The sequence below is a fragment of the Synergistales bacterium genome, assembly GCA_021736445.1.
Classification (GTDB): domain Bacteria; phylum Synergistota; class Synergistia; order Synergistales; family Aminiphilaceae; genus JAIPGA01.
This window is the reverse complement of sequence record JAIPGA010000023.1, coordinates 15,671-29,667: the sequence shown is the minus strand read 5'-3', so window position 1 is coordinate 29,667 and position 13,997 is coordinate 15,671. Positions and strand designations below refer to the sequence as shown.

15 protein-coding genes are annotated in these 13,997 nt (G+C 58.3%); 1 reads left to right on the top strand and 14 read right to left on the bottom strand.

The features are described from left to right. The 4 genes from K9L28_05525 to K9L28_05510 all read right to left on the bottom strand — a co-directional run. A partial coding sequence (locus K9L28_05525) for a hypothetical protein (GenBank protein ID MCF7935777.1) occupies window positions 1-189 on the bottom strand: 189 nt, incomplete at its 3' end. Window positions 190-356: 167 nt separating this feature from the next. Further along, the gene (locus tag K9L28_05520) at window positions 357-2,495 is read right to left on the bottom strand and encodes an MCP four helix bundle domain-containing protein (GenBank protein ID MCF7935776.1); all 2,139 of its coding nucleotides are present in this window, start codon (window positions 2,493-2,495) and stop codon (window positions 357-359) included. Between the two features lie 83 nt (window positions 2,496-2,578). After that, window positions 2,579-3,091, bottom strand: a complete 513-nt coding sequence (locus tag K9L28_05515; GenBank protein ID MCF7935775.1) for a thioesterase — start codon at window positions 3,089-3,091, stop codon at window positions 2,579-2,581. 89 nt (window positions 3,092-3,180) lie between these two features. Next, window positions 3,181-4,137, bottom strand: a complete 957-nt coding sequence (locus tag K9L28_05510) for a hypothetical protein (protein MCF7935774.1) — start codon at window positions 4,135-4,137, stop codon at window positions 3,181-3,183. A 237-nt stretch (window positions 4,138-4,374) separates the two neighbouring features. Here K9L28_05510 and K9L28_05505 point away from each other — a divergent pair, with 237 nt between their 5' ends. Further along, entirely contained in the window at window positions 4,375-4,566 is a 192-nt protein-coding gene (locus K9L28_05505; GenBank protein MCF7935773.1) for a 2-hydroxymuconate tautomerase family protein, read from the top strand. Here the strand turns inward: K9L28_05505 and K9L28_05500 are convergent. The 10 genes from K9L28_05500 to pstC all read right to left on the bottom strand — a co-directional run bounded on the left by K9L28_05500 (window position 4,524) and on the right by pstC (window position 13,962). Then, window positions 4,524-5,390 (bottom strand): lysophospholipid acyltransferase family protein, encoded by an 867-nt coding sequence (locus tag K9L28_05500; GenBank protein MCF7935772.1) that lies wholly within the window; start codon window positions 5,388-5,390, stop codon window positions 4,524-4,526. The genes K9L28_05505 and K9L28_05500 overlap by 43 nt on opposite strands. Window positions 5,391-5,407: 17 nt before the next feature. Further along, on the bottom strand, window positions 5,408-6,250 hold the full coding sequence (locus tag K9L28_05495; protein ID MCF7935771.1) for a lysophospholipid acyltransferase family protein: 843 nt from the start codon (window positions 6,248-6,250) through the stop codon (window positions 5,408-5,410). A 50-nt stretch (window positions 6,251-6,300) separates the two neighbouring features. Next, window positions 6,301-6,828 (bottom strand): hypothetical protein, encoded by a 528-nt coding sequence (locus K9L28_05490; GenBank protein ID MCF7935770.1) that lies wholly within the window; start codon window positions 6,826-6,828, stop codon window positions 6,301-6,303. Window positions 6,829-7,363: 535 nt separating this feature from the next. Further along, complete coding sequence (locus K9L28_05485) at window positions 7,364-7,858, bottom strand: helix-turn-helix domain-containing protein (GenBank protein MCF7935769.1); 495 nt, start codon at window positions 7,856-7,858, stop codon at window positions 7,364-7,366. 334 nt (window positions 7,859-8,192) lie between these two features. After that, window positions 8,193-9,947 (bottom strand): PAS domain-containing sensor histidine kinase, encoded by a 1,755-nt coding sequence (locus tag K9L28_05480; GenBank protein ID MCF7935768.1) that lies wholly within the window; start codon window positions 9,945-9,947, stop codon window positions 8,193-8,195. Continuing rightward, window positions 9,928-10,647 (bottom strand): response regulator transcription factor, encoded by a 720-nt coding sequence (locus tag K9L28_05475; GenBank protein MCF7935767.1) that lies wholly within the window; start codon window positions 10,645-10,647, stop codon window positions 9,928-9,930. The genes K9L28_05480 and K9L28_05475 overlap by 20 nt, the downstream gene beginning before the upstream one ends. A 6-nt stretch (window positions 10,648-10,653) precedes the next feature. Continuing rightward, window positions 10,654-11,364: a phosphate signaling complex protein PhoU gene (gene phoU / locus K9L28_05470; GenBank protein ID MCF7935766.1), complete on the bottom strand. Its 711-nt coding sequence runs from the start codon at window positions 11,362-11,364 to the stop codon at window positions 10,654-10,656. 43 nt (window positions 11,365-11,407) lie between these two features. Next, window positions 11,408-12,175, bottom strand: a complete 768-nt coding sequence (pstB, locus tag K9L28_05465) for a phosphate ABC transporter ATP-binding protein PstB (GenBank protein ID MCF7935765.1) — start codon at window positions 12,173-12,175, stop codon at window positions 11,408-11,410. Between the two features lie 30 nt (window positions 12,176-12,205). Beyond that, entirely contained in the window at window positions 12,206-13,063 is an 858-nt protein-coding gene (gene pstA, locus K9L28_05460; GenBank protein ID MCF7935764.1) for a phosphate ABC transporter permease PstA, read from the bottom strand. Window positions 13,064-13,077: 14 nt separating this feature from the next. After that, window positions 13,078-13,962: a phosphate ABC transporter permease subunit PstC gene (gene pstC / locus K9L28_05455; GenBank protein MCF7935763.1), complete on the bottom strand. Its 885-nt coding sequence runs from the start codon at window positions 13,960-13,962 to the stop codon at window positions 13,078-13,080. Window positions 13,963-13,997 lie beyond the last annotated feature (35 nt).

Below are 13,997 nucleotides of genomic sequence, written 5' to 3'. Positions count from 1 at the left end.
GCCAAGATCAAACTCTCCATGGAGTTCGTCTCTCTTCTCAAAAAATATCAACAAGGCTCCGCTCTCACATACTGATCCCTTGTCAAGGTGCCGTGTCAGCCACCCGCCTCGCGAGCGACAAGGTGCATAATACCACTCCTCGGAGGGACGGTCAAGCGGTTTCTGCTCCAATGTCTCCGCCGGCTTCACTCCAAGGTGGTGAAGGAGTTTCTTTCCGCTCTCCCCCAATGGTTCAGGACACACGAGGTCCCCCTGCGTCGATCGTCAAGGATACAGCGCAGAGGGACCTCGTTGTGCCCCGTTTCCTCTACGAGGAAACGAACAGTCACTCCTGCAGGCAATGCCCTTTCTGGCGCCTACTCGGCAGGCTTCAGGCCGGAACCCGTCTCAACCCTGAATCGTTCCAGGAGTTGTTGCATCCTGTCGGCGGCTGCCGAAACCTCCTGGGCCTCGGTAGCGACACTCTCGGAGGCCTGGGCCGTTTCGTCGGCCGCATTGCGGATGGTTTCCACCGTCTGGACAACCTCGTTTGTGGCCTTAGCCACCTGATCGACAGAGCTGGCCATCTCCTGGCTCGAGGCTGCCTGCTCCTGGGCCGCCGAGGCAATGGACTGCATGAGTCCGTCGATCTTGCGGATCTCTTCCATGGCCGCATTCAACTGCTTTCTGGCCCCCTGCGCCCGCTCCACCGTGCTGCCGAGGATGTTGACCGATTCTTCGGTGGTCGCAATGGACTCCTTGGCCTCGCTTTGCAATCGTTCGATCAGATCGCTCACTTCCCGAGCCGCTCTATTGGACTCCTCGGCAAGTTTGCGTACCTCTTCAGCCACAACGGCAAACCCCTGTCCGGCCTCTCCCGCGCGAGCCGCTTCAATGGCGGCGTTCAAGGCGAGCAGGTTGGTCTGGTCAGCGATAGAGGTGATCGTGGAGACAAAGCCGGCGATGTTGTCGACCGAGTCCACCAATCGGCCGATCTTTTCACGGTTCTCCTGCGACGTGGAGCTCACCGATTCAATGTCTGCAATCGTCGCCTCGACACGCGTTATGGCCTCTTCAGCCTTCTTGTTTGTTTCCCGGGAGGATTCAGCCCCATCTGCAGAGGATTTGGCCGTGTCCTGGGCATTGCTGGCGACCTCCTCGATCCCGGCATTCGCCTGCTGCAGCTCCGACGAATTGGATTCCGAAAGCTTTGCCACCTCATCGATCGAGCTCTTCACCTCTTCCATGGAGGCATTGGTCTCCTCCGAAAGGGCCGCCAGGGATTCCGATCTGCTCACGGTTTCATCCGATTCGCGCTTGACGCCCCGGACGAGCTCGCGTTGCGCCGCGATCATGGCAAGCAGGGAGTTCGCCATCGCCCCCAGTTCATCGCTGGTTGTGACATGGAGATCCTCTTTGCCGATGGTCAGATCGCCACCTTTCGCCCGCTCTGCCGCAGCGACCACACTGTTCAGCGGTCTGGCGATCATCCGCGCAATCAACAGCCCCAGCACAACGGCAAGGAGGACGCCGGCAATCACCCCGATCAATGCGTTGCGTTCCGCACGCCGCGCAGTCTGCTCGCCCTGCTCCACTTCATGGGTGGCCGCCGCTTCGTTGATATCAACAAGCTTCCGGAGGAGTCCGCTGACTGCCTGCAGATTTTCGCTATTCCCGGCGTTGGCCTGCTGGATGGAAAGGTACTCAGCATAAAGGTGGTTGGCGGTCTCTTCCATCTCGCCCAGGATGGCACGCACCTCTTCCAGAGCCGGATAGGTCTCCTCCTCAAGGATACGCTGCATCTCTTCGTGGCTCTGGGAACCGGAACGATCGCTTTCGGCAAGGGCCTCATTGATCTTTTGCGCACTGTTGTGCAGTGCTTTGTGATAGGGATGTATCGCTTCGATCAGTTCGTTCACCCTGTCGTTGGTGCTTTTGAAGGTCTGTATCCATTTCCCGAGGGCGCATTGGGTCGGGTCAAGCTCCCCTTTGAACGGTATCTCTCTGTTGACGGTTTGGTTCAGCTGCAACACCCATAGATAATGGCTCTTGAGAATCTCGTTGAGGGTTCCCCGGAAGCGCACAGGATCCAGGATATCGTGCTCATTGAACTCCTCCGCCTTTTGGACAAACTCCAGCACCCCACTTTTCCAATCCGCCAGGGCGCTGTCCAGGTCGGCCAGGATTGCTTCATCTTCGATATCCGTCCTGGGCAATCCGCGGTACCTTTCCAGATAATCCTCGATTTCGGGCAACATCTTCTTGATATGCCCCAGCTGGCGCTCCCGCTCTTCTCTACCTGTGCTGACATCCAGCAGGACCCCTTGCGCCGCCTTTACGGATGAGACATCCTGTGCACTGATCATGGCATACTCAACCGCAGGAAGATGCACCCGCCCTATCTCTTTCAGAGAATCGTTGACACTCTGGATTCCATTCAAGCCCGTCCAACCCACGGCACCGCATATACCGGCAACAATCAGAAACGCAGTGAGGAGCTTCCCTCTGATCTTCATCGTTCTCTACCCCCTGGGCCTTTTCAGAATAAGAGGAAGAGCAGGCCACATCACCGGGGCCTGCTCTTCCTCTATGCGGTTTCTCAGCTTTCCGCCTTGATCCTCTCAGTACGCTCCGTCGCCCTGTCCATCAAGCGGTACTTGTTCACAACCGCACGCTCGTGGCGGGCTGTAAAAACAGCGGAAAGCCCGTCTTCCGCGACGATCTCAAAGAAGAGTTTATTACCGTTTATCGACTTGAGTGTCGCCCGGAAGACCAGCGACGTTCCAAGCAGAGTGGGTTCAAGATGCTCCAGTTCAAAAACCCTGCCCACGGTAATATATCCTTCCGGAAGCTTATCCTCTGTACTCTTCATCGCCGCCAGAACCGAAGCGCGCACACAGGCGGAAGTCGAAAGAAATTGCTCCAGGTCCGGGGAAAAATCACCTACCGCGTCATCAATCTCAACCGTTTTGTACAGCTCCGAGGTTGTCCCGACTTCAAACAGTTCTGCCACATTAAGCAATGCCCTTACCCCCTTTGCACAAGAATACCGTGGGCTGCCGAAAGACACGACTTCTCCAAAGGTCAAGAACAGTTTCAGTTTACCACCCATGGCCGCTTCACAAAAGCCTTGCCCGCAGCAGCATACCGAAAGAGGAGGCCCAGCCCTGTCGGCTGGATCTCCTCGCCGCTATGGAAGGATCACCTATTTGAAGTGGTCAGCGGATGGGGCCCATACCGGGACATGCGGGCCGCCGCGTCAAGAGCCTCCAGATACCCCCATGCCGCAAACACCATTTCACGTATCGAGAGGCCCCGCTTCCCGCGCAGATCATTCCAGAGTTCCGATGTCAGATAGAGCCACACCCGTACAGGCACGGCGGGACGGTCGTTTTCCTTGCGGGACATTCCTTCATACCACAGCTGGATGATGTACCCTCCCGGCCCTTTGAGTACGGCAGGGTTGGCGTCCTCGCTGTCCAGTGCCTTCAGCGGTTCCACCCGAAACCCGATTGAAAGCAAGTCATTCAGGGAAGCCTCGTCGGGTTCCCCCGTCAGGAAGACCCACAGCCGGGGCCGGTGCAGGGCGCTGTCAAAGGAAGTCCGAGCAAGGCGCAGCCAGGTTTTGACACGTTTCAGCATATCCTGACCGCCCCAGAGCAACGCAACACGGAAACCCCAGTACGCGGTCCTCAGCATTTCGTCTTCCTGCACAAGCTCCTGCAGGCTCTCCTCATCCTGGCAGAGGGTTGCCAGAACGGAATTCTCCTCTTCCTTCAACGTCTCTCTAAGGATGAGCGCGGTTACATCGTGTTCTCCCGGTGGCGAGAGCGTCGCCAGGAGCTCGTGCCGCAATCTGGTAACCAGGTGTTCTTTCATGGTCACCTTGCCAAAGAGCGAAACCTCCACCGCTTTTGAGAGATCATCGTACAGGGCGACCTCTTCCCACTCACTAGAACCAAGCTTCCCCCAGAGCCAACGTTCGTAACAGCCCAGCACATCTGTTCCGACCAATGCTCTGTTATAGGGAGCGAGGAGAACAACGCGCGGATCCACACCTTCCGGAAGCCCTCCGGGCATCGGTTCATTCGGCAGCGCAACCATTTCGCCTGTCGAAAGCAATTCAAAGAGCATCTCCTCCACCTCCCTTACCGTCACATGGGAACAACTTCCCAACTGGACAGCTTCGTTTCGGGCGATATACTACCCTAATGAAACTCTACCCCAAGGGGCACAACTCTACAAGCCCTCAGTTACCGATATTGTATCGCAGATCAAGAGTCGACCGCTCAGGGGAATCACGCAATCTTTGAAACGATTCCTCTGTGGTACCATGAGATCGTGGTTTTTACCTCTCGCGACCCATAGGATTCCACCATGAAAGGAGTGATCCCTATGCCTATTGTAACAGTGCACATGCTTGAGGGCCGAACGGATGAACAGAAACGCGCGTTGGTAGAGGACACGACCCAAGCCATCTGTTCTACATTATCGGTCAAACGGGAGCAGGTCCGCATCATCATTGAAGAGATGAAACGGGACAACTACGCCATCGGAGGAGAGCTCGTCTCGGACCGCAAAGTCTGAGGCCAGCGGCGATACGGCCAGAGCCACTGCTCTGGCCGTTGTCGGATATAGTATTCCAGACAGCGGTTCATGGTCAGAAGATTTCTGTACAGAGCTTCCCCTGCACAGGAAACGTGCTGGAGACACAACGGTTCACCGATATGCAGTTCATGACGGAAGAGGTCATTTCGATAGGAAATCACAGGAATCAAAGGGACATTAGCCCGTACGGCAAAGATGACCGGACCTGCTGGGGTAGAAGCGGGTCTGCCGCAGAAAGGAACCTGGTAGGGGGCTTTTCGTGCCCGCTGATCGGCGACAAGTGCCAGGAATCGCCCCTCCCGCAGACACCGCAAGGCCTTCCGCATTACTCCTTCCTGGGGGATCACCCCCATTCCCGCCCGACTGCGATAGCGGTGAAGGATATCGTTTACCTTGGAATCACGCTGCTTCCGCATCACCGCAGACACCAGAAACCCCCGCTGCACCAGGAAGGCCGCGGCAAGCTCCCAGTTTCCCAAGTGTCCGCCCAGCAGGACCGCCCCTTTTCCCTCACGCTGTACGCTGTAGAGGCGATCGATTCCATGCACTTCCTGAACCCACTCCTGCGCAAGTGCAGGCTGCTTCGCCAGTAACGCATTCTCCACAGCCATATATCCCAGCGAGCGATACATCTTCTGCAATGTGGCTTTCCGCCATTCCAGCCTGCTCTCGGGAAAGACAATGCACATATTCCGCAGAGCCACATCCTCCCAGTACCGCATCCGGCAACTGAGGAACGCAAGGGCTGCAGCCGTCATTCGCGCACGCCGGCCAGGCTGCACGAGGCATTCCACCAGCTTCATGGAACCCGAGAGAAGACTCATCTCCGCTCCGCTCCTTCGTCCACATTGACAGCCCGGCCTTCCCTGCGCCAGCGCCTGTGGAGCCAGAGCCACTGCTCCGGGTACCCACTGATCCACGCTTCCAGCAGATGATTGTACTCACCCATCACCCTTCGGTAGATCTCTTCCTTGTTCAAACCACCATCAACGTGAAGCGGGGGACCAATCTTGACGCAATGCTGCTTTGGTCCAGTGCGTGCCGAAAAAACCGGAATGACCGGGACATCGGCAACCTTCGCCAAAGCCGCCGGTCCCACTGCCGTCGGGGTTTGTACCCCAAAGAGTGGGAGGGGTACGCCTCGTTCCCCGGCATGCTGGTCGGCCAGTATCCCGACAAAGGCTCCCCGCCGCAACAACGCCACAACACGCTTGAGATGCTCTTTCTTGGAAAGGGTACGCAACCCCACACCCCTTCGGAGTGATTCCACCACCGATTCCAGCTCCGGGTCGTTCTGTCTGCGGACGATAGCGTGGAGCGGATAGCCCCTCTGCGCCAGCCAGGCGGCAAGCAACTCCCAATTCCCCACATGTCCGGTAACAATCAGCACACCTCTCCCGCTCCGGAGTGCGTCGGCAAGATAGGATTCACCCTCCACCGAGGTCATCCACTGAAGAGCACGCCGCGGCTCCTTGACAACCAAAAGGATCTCGGTGAGCGTTTCGGCCAAATGGCGATACACATCCGCCTGGATTCGCCGCCGTTCCGGGACGCTGCGCTTGGGAAAGGCCAGTCCGAGGTTGTGTCTCATGACACGATGTCTGGGACGCCACACCCACCGGAGCACAAAACCTATCCCCCTGCGGAACAGGATCTCTCTCATACCCGGCTGCATCCCCCGAGCGACGAGACGCAACACCCCTGAAGCCAGCGTCACGGCCGAATCCCTCCGGCGACAGTCGTGTAGAACGCTTTCAACGCCTGAGCCGTCTCGCCTGCTCTATTGTATTCTCCCAGCCTTCGACGGGCCTGGGCGGCTGCCGCGCGTCCTCCCTCGCGTCTTCCACAGGCAATCGCCTTGCTCCAGGCCGGGACACTCTGCTCGGCAACATGGACATACCCCGCCGGGCCCAATGTTTCATCAAGGATCCGGGAGGAGGGGCATACCGTCGGAACAGCAAGCAACGCGGCGAGTGCCGCCAGCAGGGTATCGGAAATTCCCGGCTGGGTGGGAACAACCAGCACTCCCCCCTTTTCCCGAAGGTAGGCGAAGATCCTCATATCCAGAGGCAACACGGTCTTGCCGTGCCTGGGCACCGCGCCAAGAGGGATCCAGTAGAGTCTCTGCTCATCAACCTGGGCAAGCGCTTCCCGCACCCCTCCAGCCAAGCGCCGCAACGACGGGAAGAGCACGAAAACCCCCGGATTCTCATCTTCATGCTCCGGGATCTCTGTCTGCATATTCCAGAGCATCTCTTTGTCGAAGCCAACAGTGATTCCCGCCTGGGAGCCGCTCCCGGAAACGTGGGGAAGCGTCAACCCTCCCGGCGTCTCGGGGCGCCCAAGGGGCGTATGGAGCACCCTGGTACGGAAAGAAAGAGCCCGTACCCAGCTTGGCTTCCGTCCCCAAACATGCCACAGCTTCCCCCTGGCGGCTATCCACAGCCAGCGTTCCCAGCCGCCGAGTCCCGCCCATTTGACACCCTGCAAGGCAGCCCCGTTGGTCTCACCGGCTGCAATACAAAGCGGAGGGGAACCCTCCGGCCAATTCTCCATGTACCCCTGTATCACCACTGTCTCCCATGGCAGGAGATCCTTTGAAAGAAACCAGATAATCTGTTCCCGTCCCACGCAATCGCCCCCACAGCCATACTACCCCGATTGTACCATCGCACCGCTTCGCGGATACCCTTCGGTGCCGGCAACCGATGCACGTACAGCGAGGGCCGGTACGGACCTCGTACCGGCCCTCGCTGTACGTCTGCCTAACAGGAAACTACATGGTTAGCTGATTCAACAGATCCTCCGTGGACATCGTCTCGAAACGTGTCTCCTCGGTCTGTTCCCCTTCGACCATCACCTTTCCCGGCGCGATCTTCCCCTCTTTTTCCAGCTGCAGGTCATAGAGCATTCCCATCAGCACTCCGACAAGCAATCCGGAATTGATGCTTTCCAGATACTCACCGTCAAGCTCGTCGGAGAATTGCGTATAGTACCGCAAGAGATCCTTTTTCGCCGCAACCTTCAGGTATTTGCGCAACCTCCCAAGGTCAATAAAACTATCCGGCCTTGAGGCCTGTTTGAGAATCCCCCGCAGTGCCTTGAGGACAGCCGGGCCGCTCCCGCGGGAGACCTGCCCGCCACCCTTCTCCCACTTACCTATGGTAATTATCGATACTCCTAGCAGTTTCGCCAATTCTCCCTGATTCAAACCGAGGGCTTTCCGCAAATCACGAATCTGACTGGGCTGCTTTTCCTGCTTTTTGGCCATAGATTTTCCCTCCACCTAGCATTGGTTTTACAGGCCAATTGTAATGCCAATCTGAGAAATGTAAAGGGGCCATCTGTCTTTCCTTCAGATTGGAGCAACTTAACACTCAAGAAGCGATAGTCAACCTTGGAGGCAGTGAGCGAAGATTTATTCGCCGACGGGCCAAAACGATCACGCCTCTTGGGAGGAAGGGATCGAGTGAAACAAGAATAGTTACAAGAAGCCACGATTCGCCGCTGCTAGGAAACGTTCCGGGAAACCACCTTTTGCCCGACGTGTTCCATTCATACCATCGTCAGCCGGTGTGGGGATAATGACATTCTTTCGCCTTTCTCTATCGGTTGTTTTTGGAAGAGAGCGTCTTCGGGAACCTGAGAAGAAAGCTTGTGCCCGCATCGGAGCTTTCCAGAGCAATACTCCCACCGTGGAGCTCGGAAACGCGCTTGACAATGGAAAGCCCCAGACCGTAGCCGCCTTTGGTGCGGCTGTCCTTGACCCTTGCAGGCTCTCCCCGCCGGAAGCGTTCAAAGATGTTTTCCTGCTGGGTTTTGGGGATACCGGTTCCGTTGTCCGAGACCTGCAGCTCCCAGTTTTCCGGTCGTGCACGCAATACAATGCGGACCCTTCCGCCCTGGTCTGCTCCGTAGCGCTCGTGGGTATACTTGACTGCATTGTCAAGAAGGTTGGTGACACAGCGCAACAGTCCCTCGCGCCACCCATAGAGGTGGGCCGCATCGGGCAGCTCCATCTCCCAGAGGATGTTGCCCGCCAGGGGATGGAGGGCGACCTCGCCCTGGGCGACAGTGCAGATCTCCACAAGATCGATCTGCTCTCCAAGGTTGAGAGGGAGCGCCTTCCCCGATTCGACCCGTGAAAGGAAGAGCAGATCATCCACAAGCTCGCTCATGCGCTCCTGCTGTTCCAGAATACGGGTGATAAAGCGCTTCCTGTCGCCGGGAAGCTCGACATCGTCAATAAGCAGCTCCGCAGCCGCACGGATGATCGCCAGGGGCGTCTGCAACTCGTGTCCCGCATCGGCGACAAAATTCTTCCTCGACTCCTCCAAAAGGTGGCGCTCCGTCATATCCTGAAACACCGCCACGGCTCCTCCCCGCACAGGGACCGCCCGGGCGACGATATGACGCAGCGCCTCCTCCCTGAGGGTAACGCTCTGCATCCCTTCGTTGCCCTGCGTCGCTTCCTCCAGGAGGTTGACCAGGTCCGGAACACGCAACACCCCTTGAAAGGGATATCCCTTTTTCGGCTCCATCCGCAGAAGCTGCGCCAGCGGCGGATTGGAATAGAGCACCGTGTCGTCCTTTCCCACAACCAGCACACCCACAGGAAGGGAGGCAAGGATATGCTCCAGGTAGGCCCGCTCTTCCTCCAGCTCGCGCATCGTATCCTCGTAGCGCTCCGCCATTCCCCGGAGCGCCGTCTCCAGTTCCCTGATTTCCGCATCAGGAAGCGCCGTACCCGGCGAAAGAGCCACGGCACGGCCCTGGGAAGCCGCCCTGGCGAGGGCATTGATGGGCTTCGTGATCCGCCTCGCCGCGATCTCGCCGAAGAGCACCGCCGCGCCGGCGGCCGCGAGGAGGGCAACAAAGAGGTTCCGTCCCAGCGCCCCGGGGATCGCCCCTCCCCCCGGAAGCAACCAAGCCACTCCCAGTTGAACGGGCGCCGGCTCGGAAGCACTCTCGAACGTGCCGAGAAGGATCCAGCCTTGACGCACGAAGACACCACGCTGGTCGTCCGCCAGCCTCTCCACGATCCGACGGCCGAGGTCGACCCGGACCCCGGCATCCATCTCTTGTGGCGCGACAGTCATGGTACGGGTGTCCCCGTCGTTCCGGAGAAGAAAAACGGCCTGCCAGATCTCGGCATGCCGTTGGAGAATCCGTTTCTGCCGCGTCTCCGTCTTCCCCTGTATCTCCTCCGAAAGCGCATGGAGCTGCCGTCTGCAGCGCTCCGCTTCCACGGTTCCGATAGCCTCAGGGATCAGCCCGGGCACAAGACCCCAGAAAAACGCTCCCGCCACGGCGAGACTGAACAGGATAGCCGCTATGATCCTAGTTCTGATCCGGTTCATCAGGCTGTTCCCACTTCAATCTGTATCCGCGTCCGCGGACAGTGTGGATCAGACCGGGATGCTCCGGGTCGGGCTCCACCTTCTTCCGGAGGCGGGAAACATGGACATCCACCGTTCTGGTATCCCCGCCGTAGTAGCCCCAGATATTCATCAGGAGATCCTCCCGGGGGACCACCTGCCCTCTCCTGCGCATCAGCAGTTCCAGCAGCGCGTACTCCGTGGGGCTCAGCTCGATGTAGTCACCGCTTTTCTGAAACATCCGCGCATTTCTGTCGAAGGAAAGCGGCCCCTCCGAGAGAACCGGCTCGCTCTCCTGGGGCTTCCGTTCCATCCTGCGTAGCAGAGCCTTTGAACGCGCAGCCAACTCCGCCATGGAAAAGGGTTTTTTCAGATAGTCATCGGCGCCGAGTTCGAGACCGGCAATGACATCTCGTTCTTCTCGCCGGGCAGTCAGAATAATAATAGGGAGATCCTTCGTATCGGGCTGCTGCCGTATCCGCCTGCAGACCTCCCACCCGTCCATCTGAGGAAGCATAAGATCGAGGACCACCAGATCAGGCGGCGAGAGTTCCACGATGTCAAGCGCGGCATCCCCATCCGCGGCCCGTTCCACAAGAAAACCGTGTCGTTTCAACCCTTCAGCCACCAGGTCCCCGAGGGCCTCCTCATCCTCTACCAGAAGGATGCGTTGGCCTGGCACGAACACCTACCCCTCTTTCTGTTGCTCGGACTCCGGTTTGGGACGTCGTATGTCCGAGGCACGCTTCATTGTGCCGGTGGTGAGGTACAGGGTGTGCTCCGCCAGGTTTGTGGCGTGGTCCCCGGCCCGCTCAATGGTGCGGCTTACAAAGAGCAGCTCCGTGGCCTGTTCGATGGTCTTGGGCTTTTCCATCATGATCACCACGAGCTCCCGGAAGATCTGCTCGTGCAGATCGTCGATGATATCGTCCATCTGGCAGACCCGCTGCGCTTTGTCGCTGTCCCGCTCAACATAGGCGGTCAACGCCAGATCGATCATATCCCTGAGATGGTCCGACATCCTGGGGATATCGAGCAGCCGCTTGATATAGGTCGTCCCGGAGAGACGCTTCGCCGATTTGCTGATATTCACCGCCAGATCGCCGATCCGTTCCAGGTCCACCGCCATATGCATGGCTGCGGAAACCCGCCGCAGATCCAGTGCTACAGGCTGGTACCGGGCAATGATCTGGAGACATTCGTTGTCGATCCGGGTATTCATGTCATCCAGCACATCGTCCCCATCGATCACCTCCTGGGCCACCTGCACATCCTGCTTGGTGAGCGCCCAGATCGCCTTGCTGAAGGCATCCTCCGCCATGTTGCCGAGTTGCAACAGATCCGATTCGAGCTGTTTCAGGCTCTCGTCGAAGGCTTTGCGTGTATTGATCGGCTGCATTACCCTTCCCCCCTCTGGGCAAAAGCTGGAATACTGTTCATGTCTAGCCGAACCGTCCCGTGATGTAGTCCTCTGTTCTCTGATCGGTTGGCGAGGTAAACATCTGCTGGGTCGGACCTGTTTCGATGAGTTCCCCCATCAGAAAGAAACAGGTAATGTCGGAGATACGGGCCGCCTGCTGCATGTTGTGTGTTACGATCACAACAGTATACTCTTCTTTGAGCTCTCTGACGAGCTCCTCGATCCGTCCAGTGGCGAGGGGATCAAGCGCGGAGGTGGGCTCGTCCATGAGGATCACCTCCGGCTCCACCGCAATCGCCCGGGCGATGCAGAGCCGCTGCTGCTGCCCGCCGGAGAGCGCAAGCGCCGGGGTATGGAGCTTATCAGAGACCTCCTGCCAGAGTGCTGCTCCTTTCAGGCTCTGTTCCACAATCTCGTTGAGTTTCTCCCGATTCTTGATGCCGTGCAGTTTGGGGCCATAGGCGATATTCTCCCAGATGGAACTGGGGAAGGGATTGGGAGCCTGAAAAACCATTCCCACCCGCCTTCGCAGCTTGATAACGTCCATGGCAGGACCGTAGATATCCACCCCATCCAGCAGCACCTCTCCTTCGATGGTACAGGAGGGGATAAAGTCGTTCATCCTGTCGAGACAGCGAATATAGGTGCTCTTTCCGCAACCGGAAGGTCCGATCAGCGCCGTCACCGCCTTGGCCGGAACCCCCATATTGATATCACTCAGTGCCTTGAAATCTCCGTAGTAGAGATTGAGGTTTCTGGAGATAATCTTTGTGTCTTCACTGGAATTCATTGGCATGTTCCACCCCTCCACCGGGCTCATCTATTGCGTCTGTCTCTGTCGCTGTATCCGGAGCCGTGCACGCCACAGAATCCCGATCATGGTCGTGCCGAGCACCAACATCAGGAGCACAAGCACCGTGCCGTACTGGATCGGCATGGTCTCTTTGATATGCGTTCCCGCGGTAGCGAGAACGTAGACGTGGTACGGAAGCGCCATGACCTCCTGAAAGAGCCCTCTGGCGATCTCCGGAGCAAAGAAGGCCGCACCCGTAAAGATGATCGGCGCCGTCTCGCCGGCGACACGGCCAACGCTGAGGATCCCTCCCGTAATGATGGAAGGGAATGCTGCGGGAAGAACCACCTTGTAGATGGTCTGCCAGCGCGTGGCGCCTATGGCGAAGGAGGCGTCGCGATAGCTCTTGGGAACGCTCTTGAGCGCCGATTCGGTGGCCCCCACAATAACGGGCAGCACCAGACAGCCAAGCGTCAACCCTGCCGAAAGCAGGCATGAGCCGAAATGCAGAAAGACGGCGAAAAAGGAGAGACCGAAGAGGCCGAACACCACGGAAGGCACGCCGGCAAGACTGCGGATCGCCAGGCGCAGGAACCGTGTGAACCAGTCGTCTCTGGAGTACTCCACCAGATAGACCGCTGTGGCCACACCCAGAGGGAAGGCGAAGGCCATGGAGACCAGCACCAGCTGTACGGAACCAACAAGTGGCGTCAACACCCCACCCTTTGTCATCTGGTCCCGCGGCGGCTGACTCAGGAACTCCCAGCTGATCACAGGGGCTCCCTTGACGATCAGAAACAGCATCAGGCCCCCAAGCAAAGAGATAAGACCAAACATCATCATCCACATCATGCACGTGAAAACACCGTCGATATGCTTGCGCATCGTTACCCGTGCCATCAGCGCCACCTCTTTCCCCTCTGTTCGATCCACTGCGCCAGCAGATTGATCAACAGCGTCATCACCAGAAGCAACACGCCGATGAAAAAGAGCGCATTGTAGTGCACTGATCCCACCGGCGTCTCCCCCATCTCGGCGGCGATGGTCGAGGTCAGCGGGCGGACGGGATCCATGATGGAACGTGGAATCACGGCGGCTCCGCCGGCGGCCATGAGGACGACCATCGTCTCGCCGATGGCCCGCATGATCCCGAGAAGACAGGCCTGCAGGATGCCCGGCAGTGCGGCGGGCACAACCACCTTGAGGACCGTTTCCATCCTGGTGGCCCCCAGGGCGTAGGAGGCATCACGGAGGGTCTTGGGAATCGCCGAGAGGCTGTCCTCCGTCAGCGAGGAGATAATGGGGACAATCATGATCCCCATCAGCACAGAGGCGTTGAACATATTCAGGCCGGAAAAGAGCTGGAAGGTCTGCTGCAGCCACGGAGCGATCAACATCATGCCGAGGAAACCAAGGACAACGGAAGGGAAAAAACTCAAGATCTCCAGCACCGGCTTGAAGAGCTCGCCTACTCCCCTGGGGCAGATCTCGGAGAGGAAGATCGCCAGACAGATACTGATGGGAATAGCGAGCAGCGAGGAGAGAAGCGTCACGGAGATCGAACCGAGAATGAGCGGCAGCATGCCGAAATCCGGCTCGTCGGAGGTGGGGTACCAGTACACCCCGGTGAGAATCTCCCCCAAGGTCGCCTCTTGCAGTATCGGTACCCCCTCGCGGAGCAGAAAGGCGATGATAAAAAGCATTATTGCCATGCCGGTTGAAGCCAGGACGGCGATTACCGCCTTCGGGAGCCTGTCTCCCTTTAACGTACCAGCCTGTGGCATCTCAATCCCCCTCACAGTGAAAACCCCCCTGCCGC

Coding starts and splice junctions, on each gene's coding strand:
- phoU (MCF7935766.1), bottom strand. CDS start 11,364: ATGCAGCCGATCAATACACGCAAAGCCTTCGACGAGAGCCTGAAACAG.
- K9L28_05485 (MCF7935769.1), bottom strand. CDS start 7,858: ATGGCCAAAAAGCAGGAAAAGCAGCCCAGTCAGATTCGTGATTTGCGG.
- K9L28_05495 (MCF7935771.1), bottom strand. CDS start 6,250: ATGAGAGAGATCCTGTTCCGCAGGGGGATAGGTTTTGTGCTCCGGTGG.
- pstA (MCF7935764.1), bottom strand. CDS start 13,063: ATGCGCAAGCATATCGACGGTGTTTTCACGTGCATGATGTGGATGATG.
- K9L28_05490 (MCF7935770.1), bottom strand. CDS start 6,828: ATGCAGACAGAGATCCCGGAGCATGAAGATGAGAATCCGGGGGTTTTC.
- pstC (MCF7935763.1), bottom strand. CDS start 13,962: ATGCCACAGGCTGGTACGTTAAAGGGAGACAGGCTCCCGAAGGCGGTA.
- K9L28_05505 (MCF7935773.1), top strand. CDS start 4,375: ATGCCTATTGTAACAGTGCACATGCTTGAGGGCCGAACGGATGAACAG.
- K9L28_05520 (MCF7935776.1), bottom strand. CDS start 2,495: ATGAAGATCAGAGGGAAGCTCCTCACTGCGTTTCTGATTGTTGCCGGT.
- K9L28_05515 (MCF7935775.1), bottom strand. CDS start 3,091: ATGGGTGGTAAACTGAAACTGTTCTTGACCTTTGGAGAAGTCGTGTCT.
- K9L28_05500 (MCF7935772.1), bottom strand. CDS start 5,390: ATGAAGCTGGTGGAATGCCTCGTGCAGCCTGGCCGGCGTGCGCGAATG.
- pstB (MCF7935765.1), bottom strand. CDS start 12,175: ATGAATTCCAGTGAAGACACAAAGATTATCTCCAGAAACCTCAATCTC.
- K9L28_05480 (MCF7935768.1), bottom strand. CDS start 9,947: ATGAACCGGATCAGAACTAGGATCATAGCGGCTATCCTGTTCAGTCTC.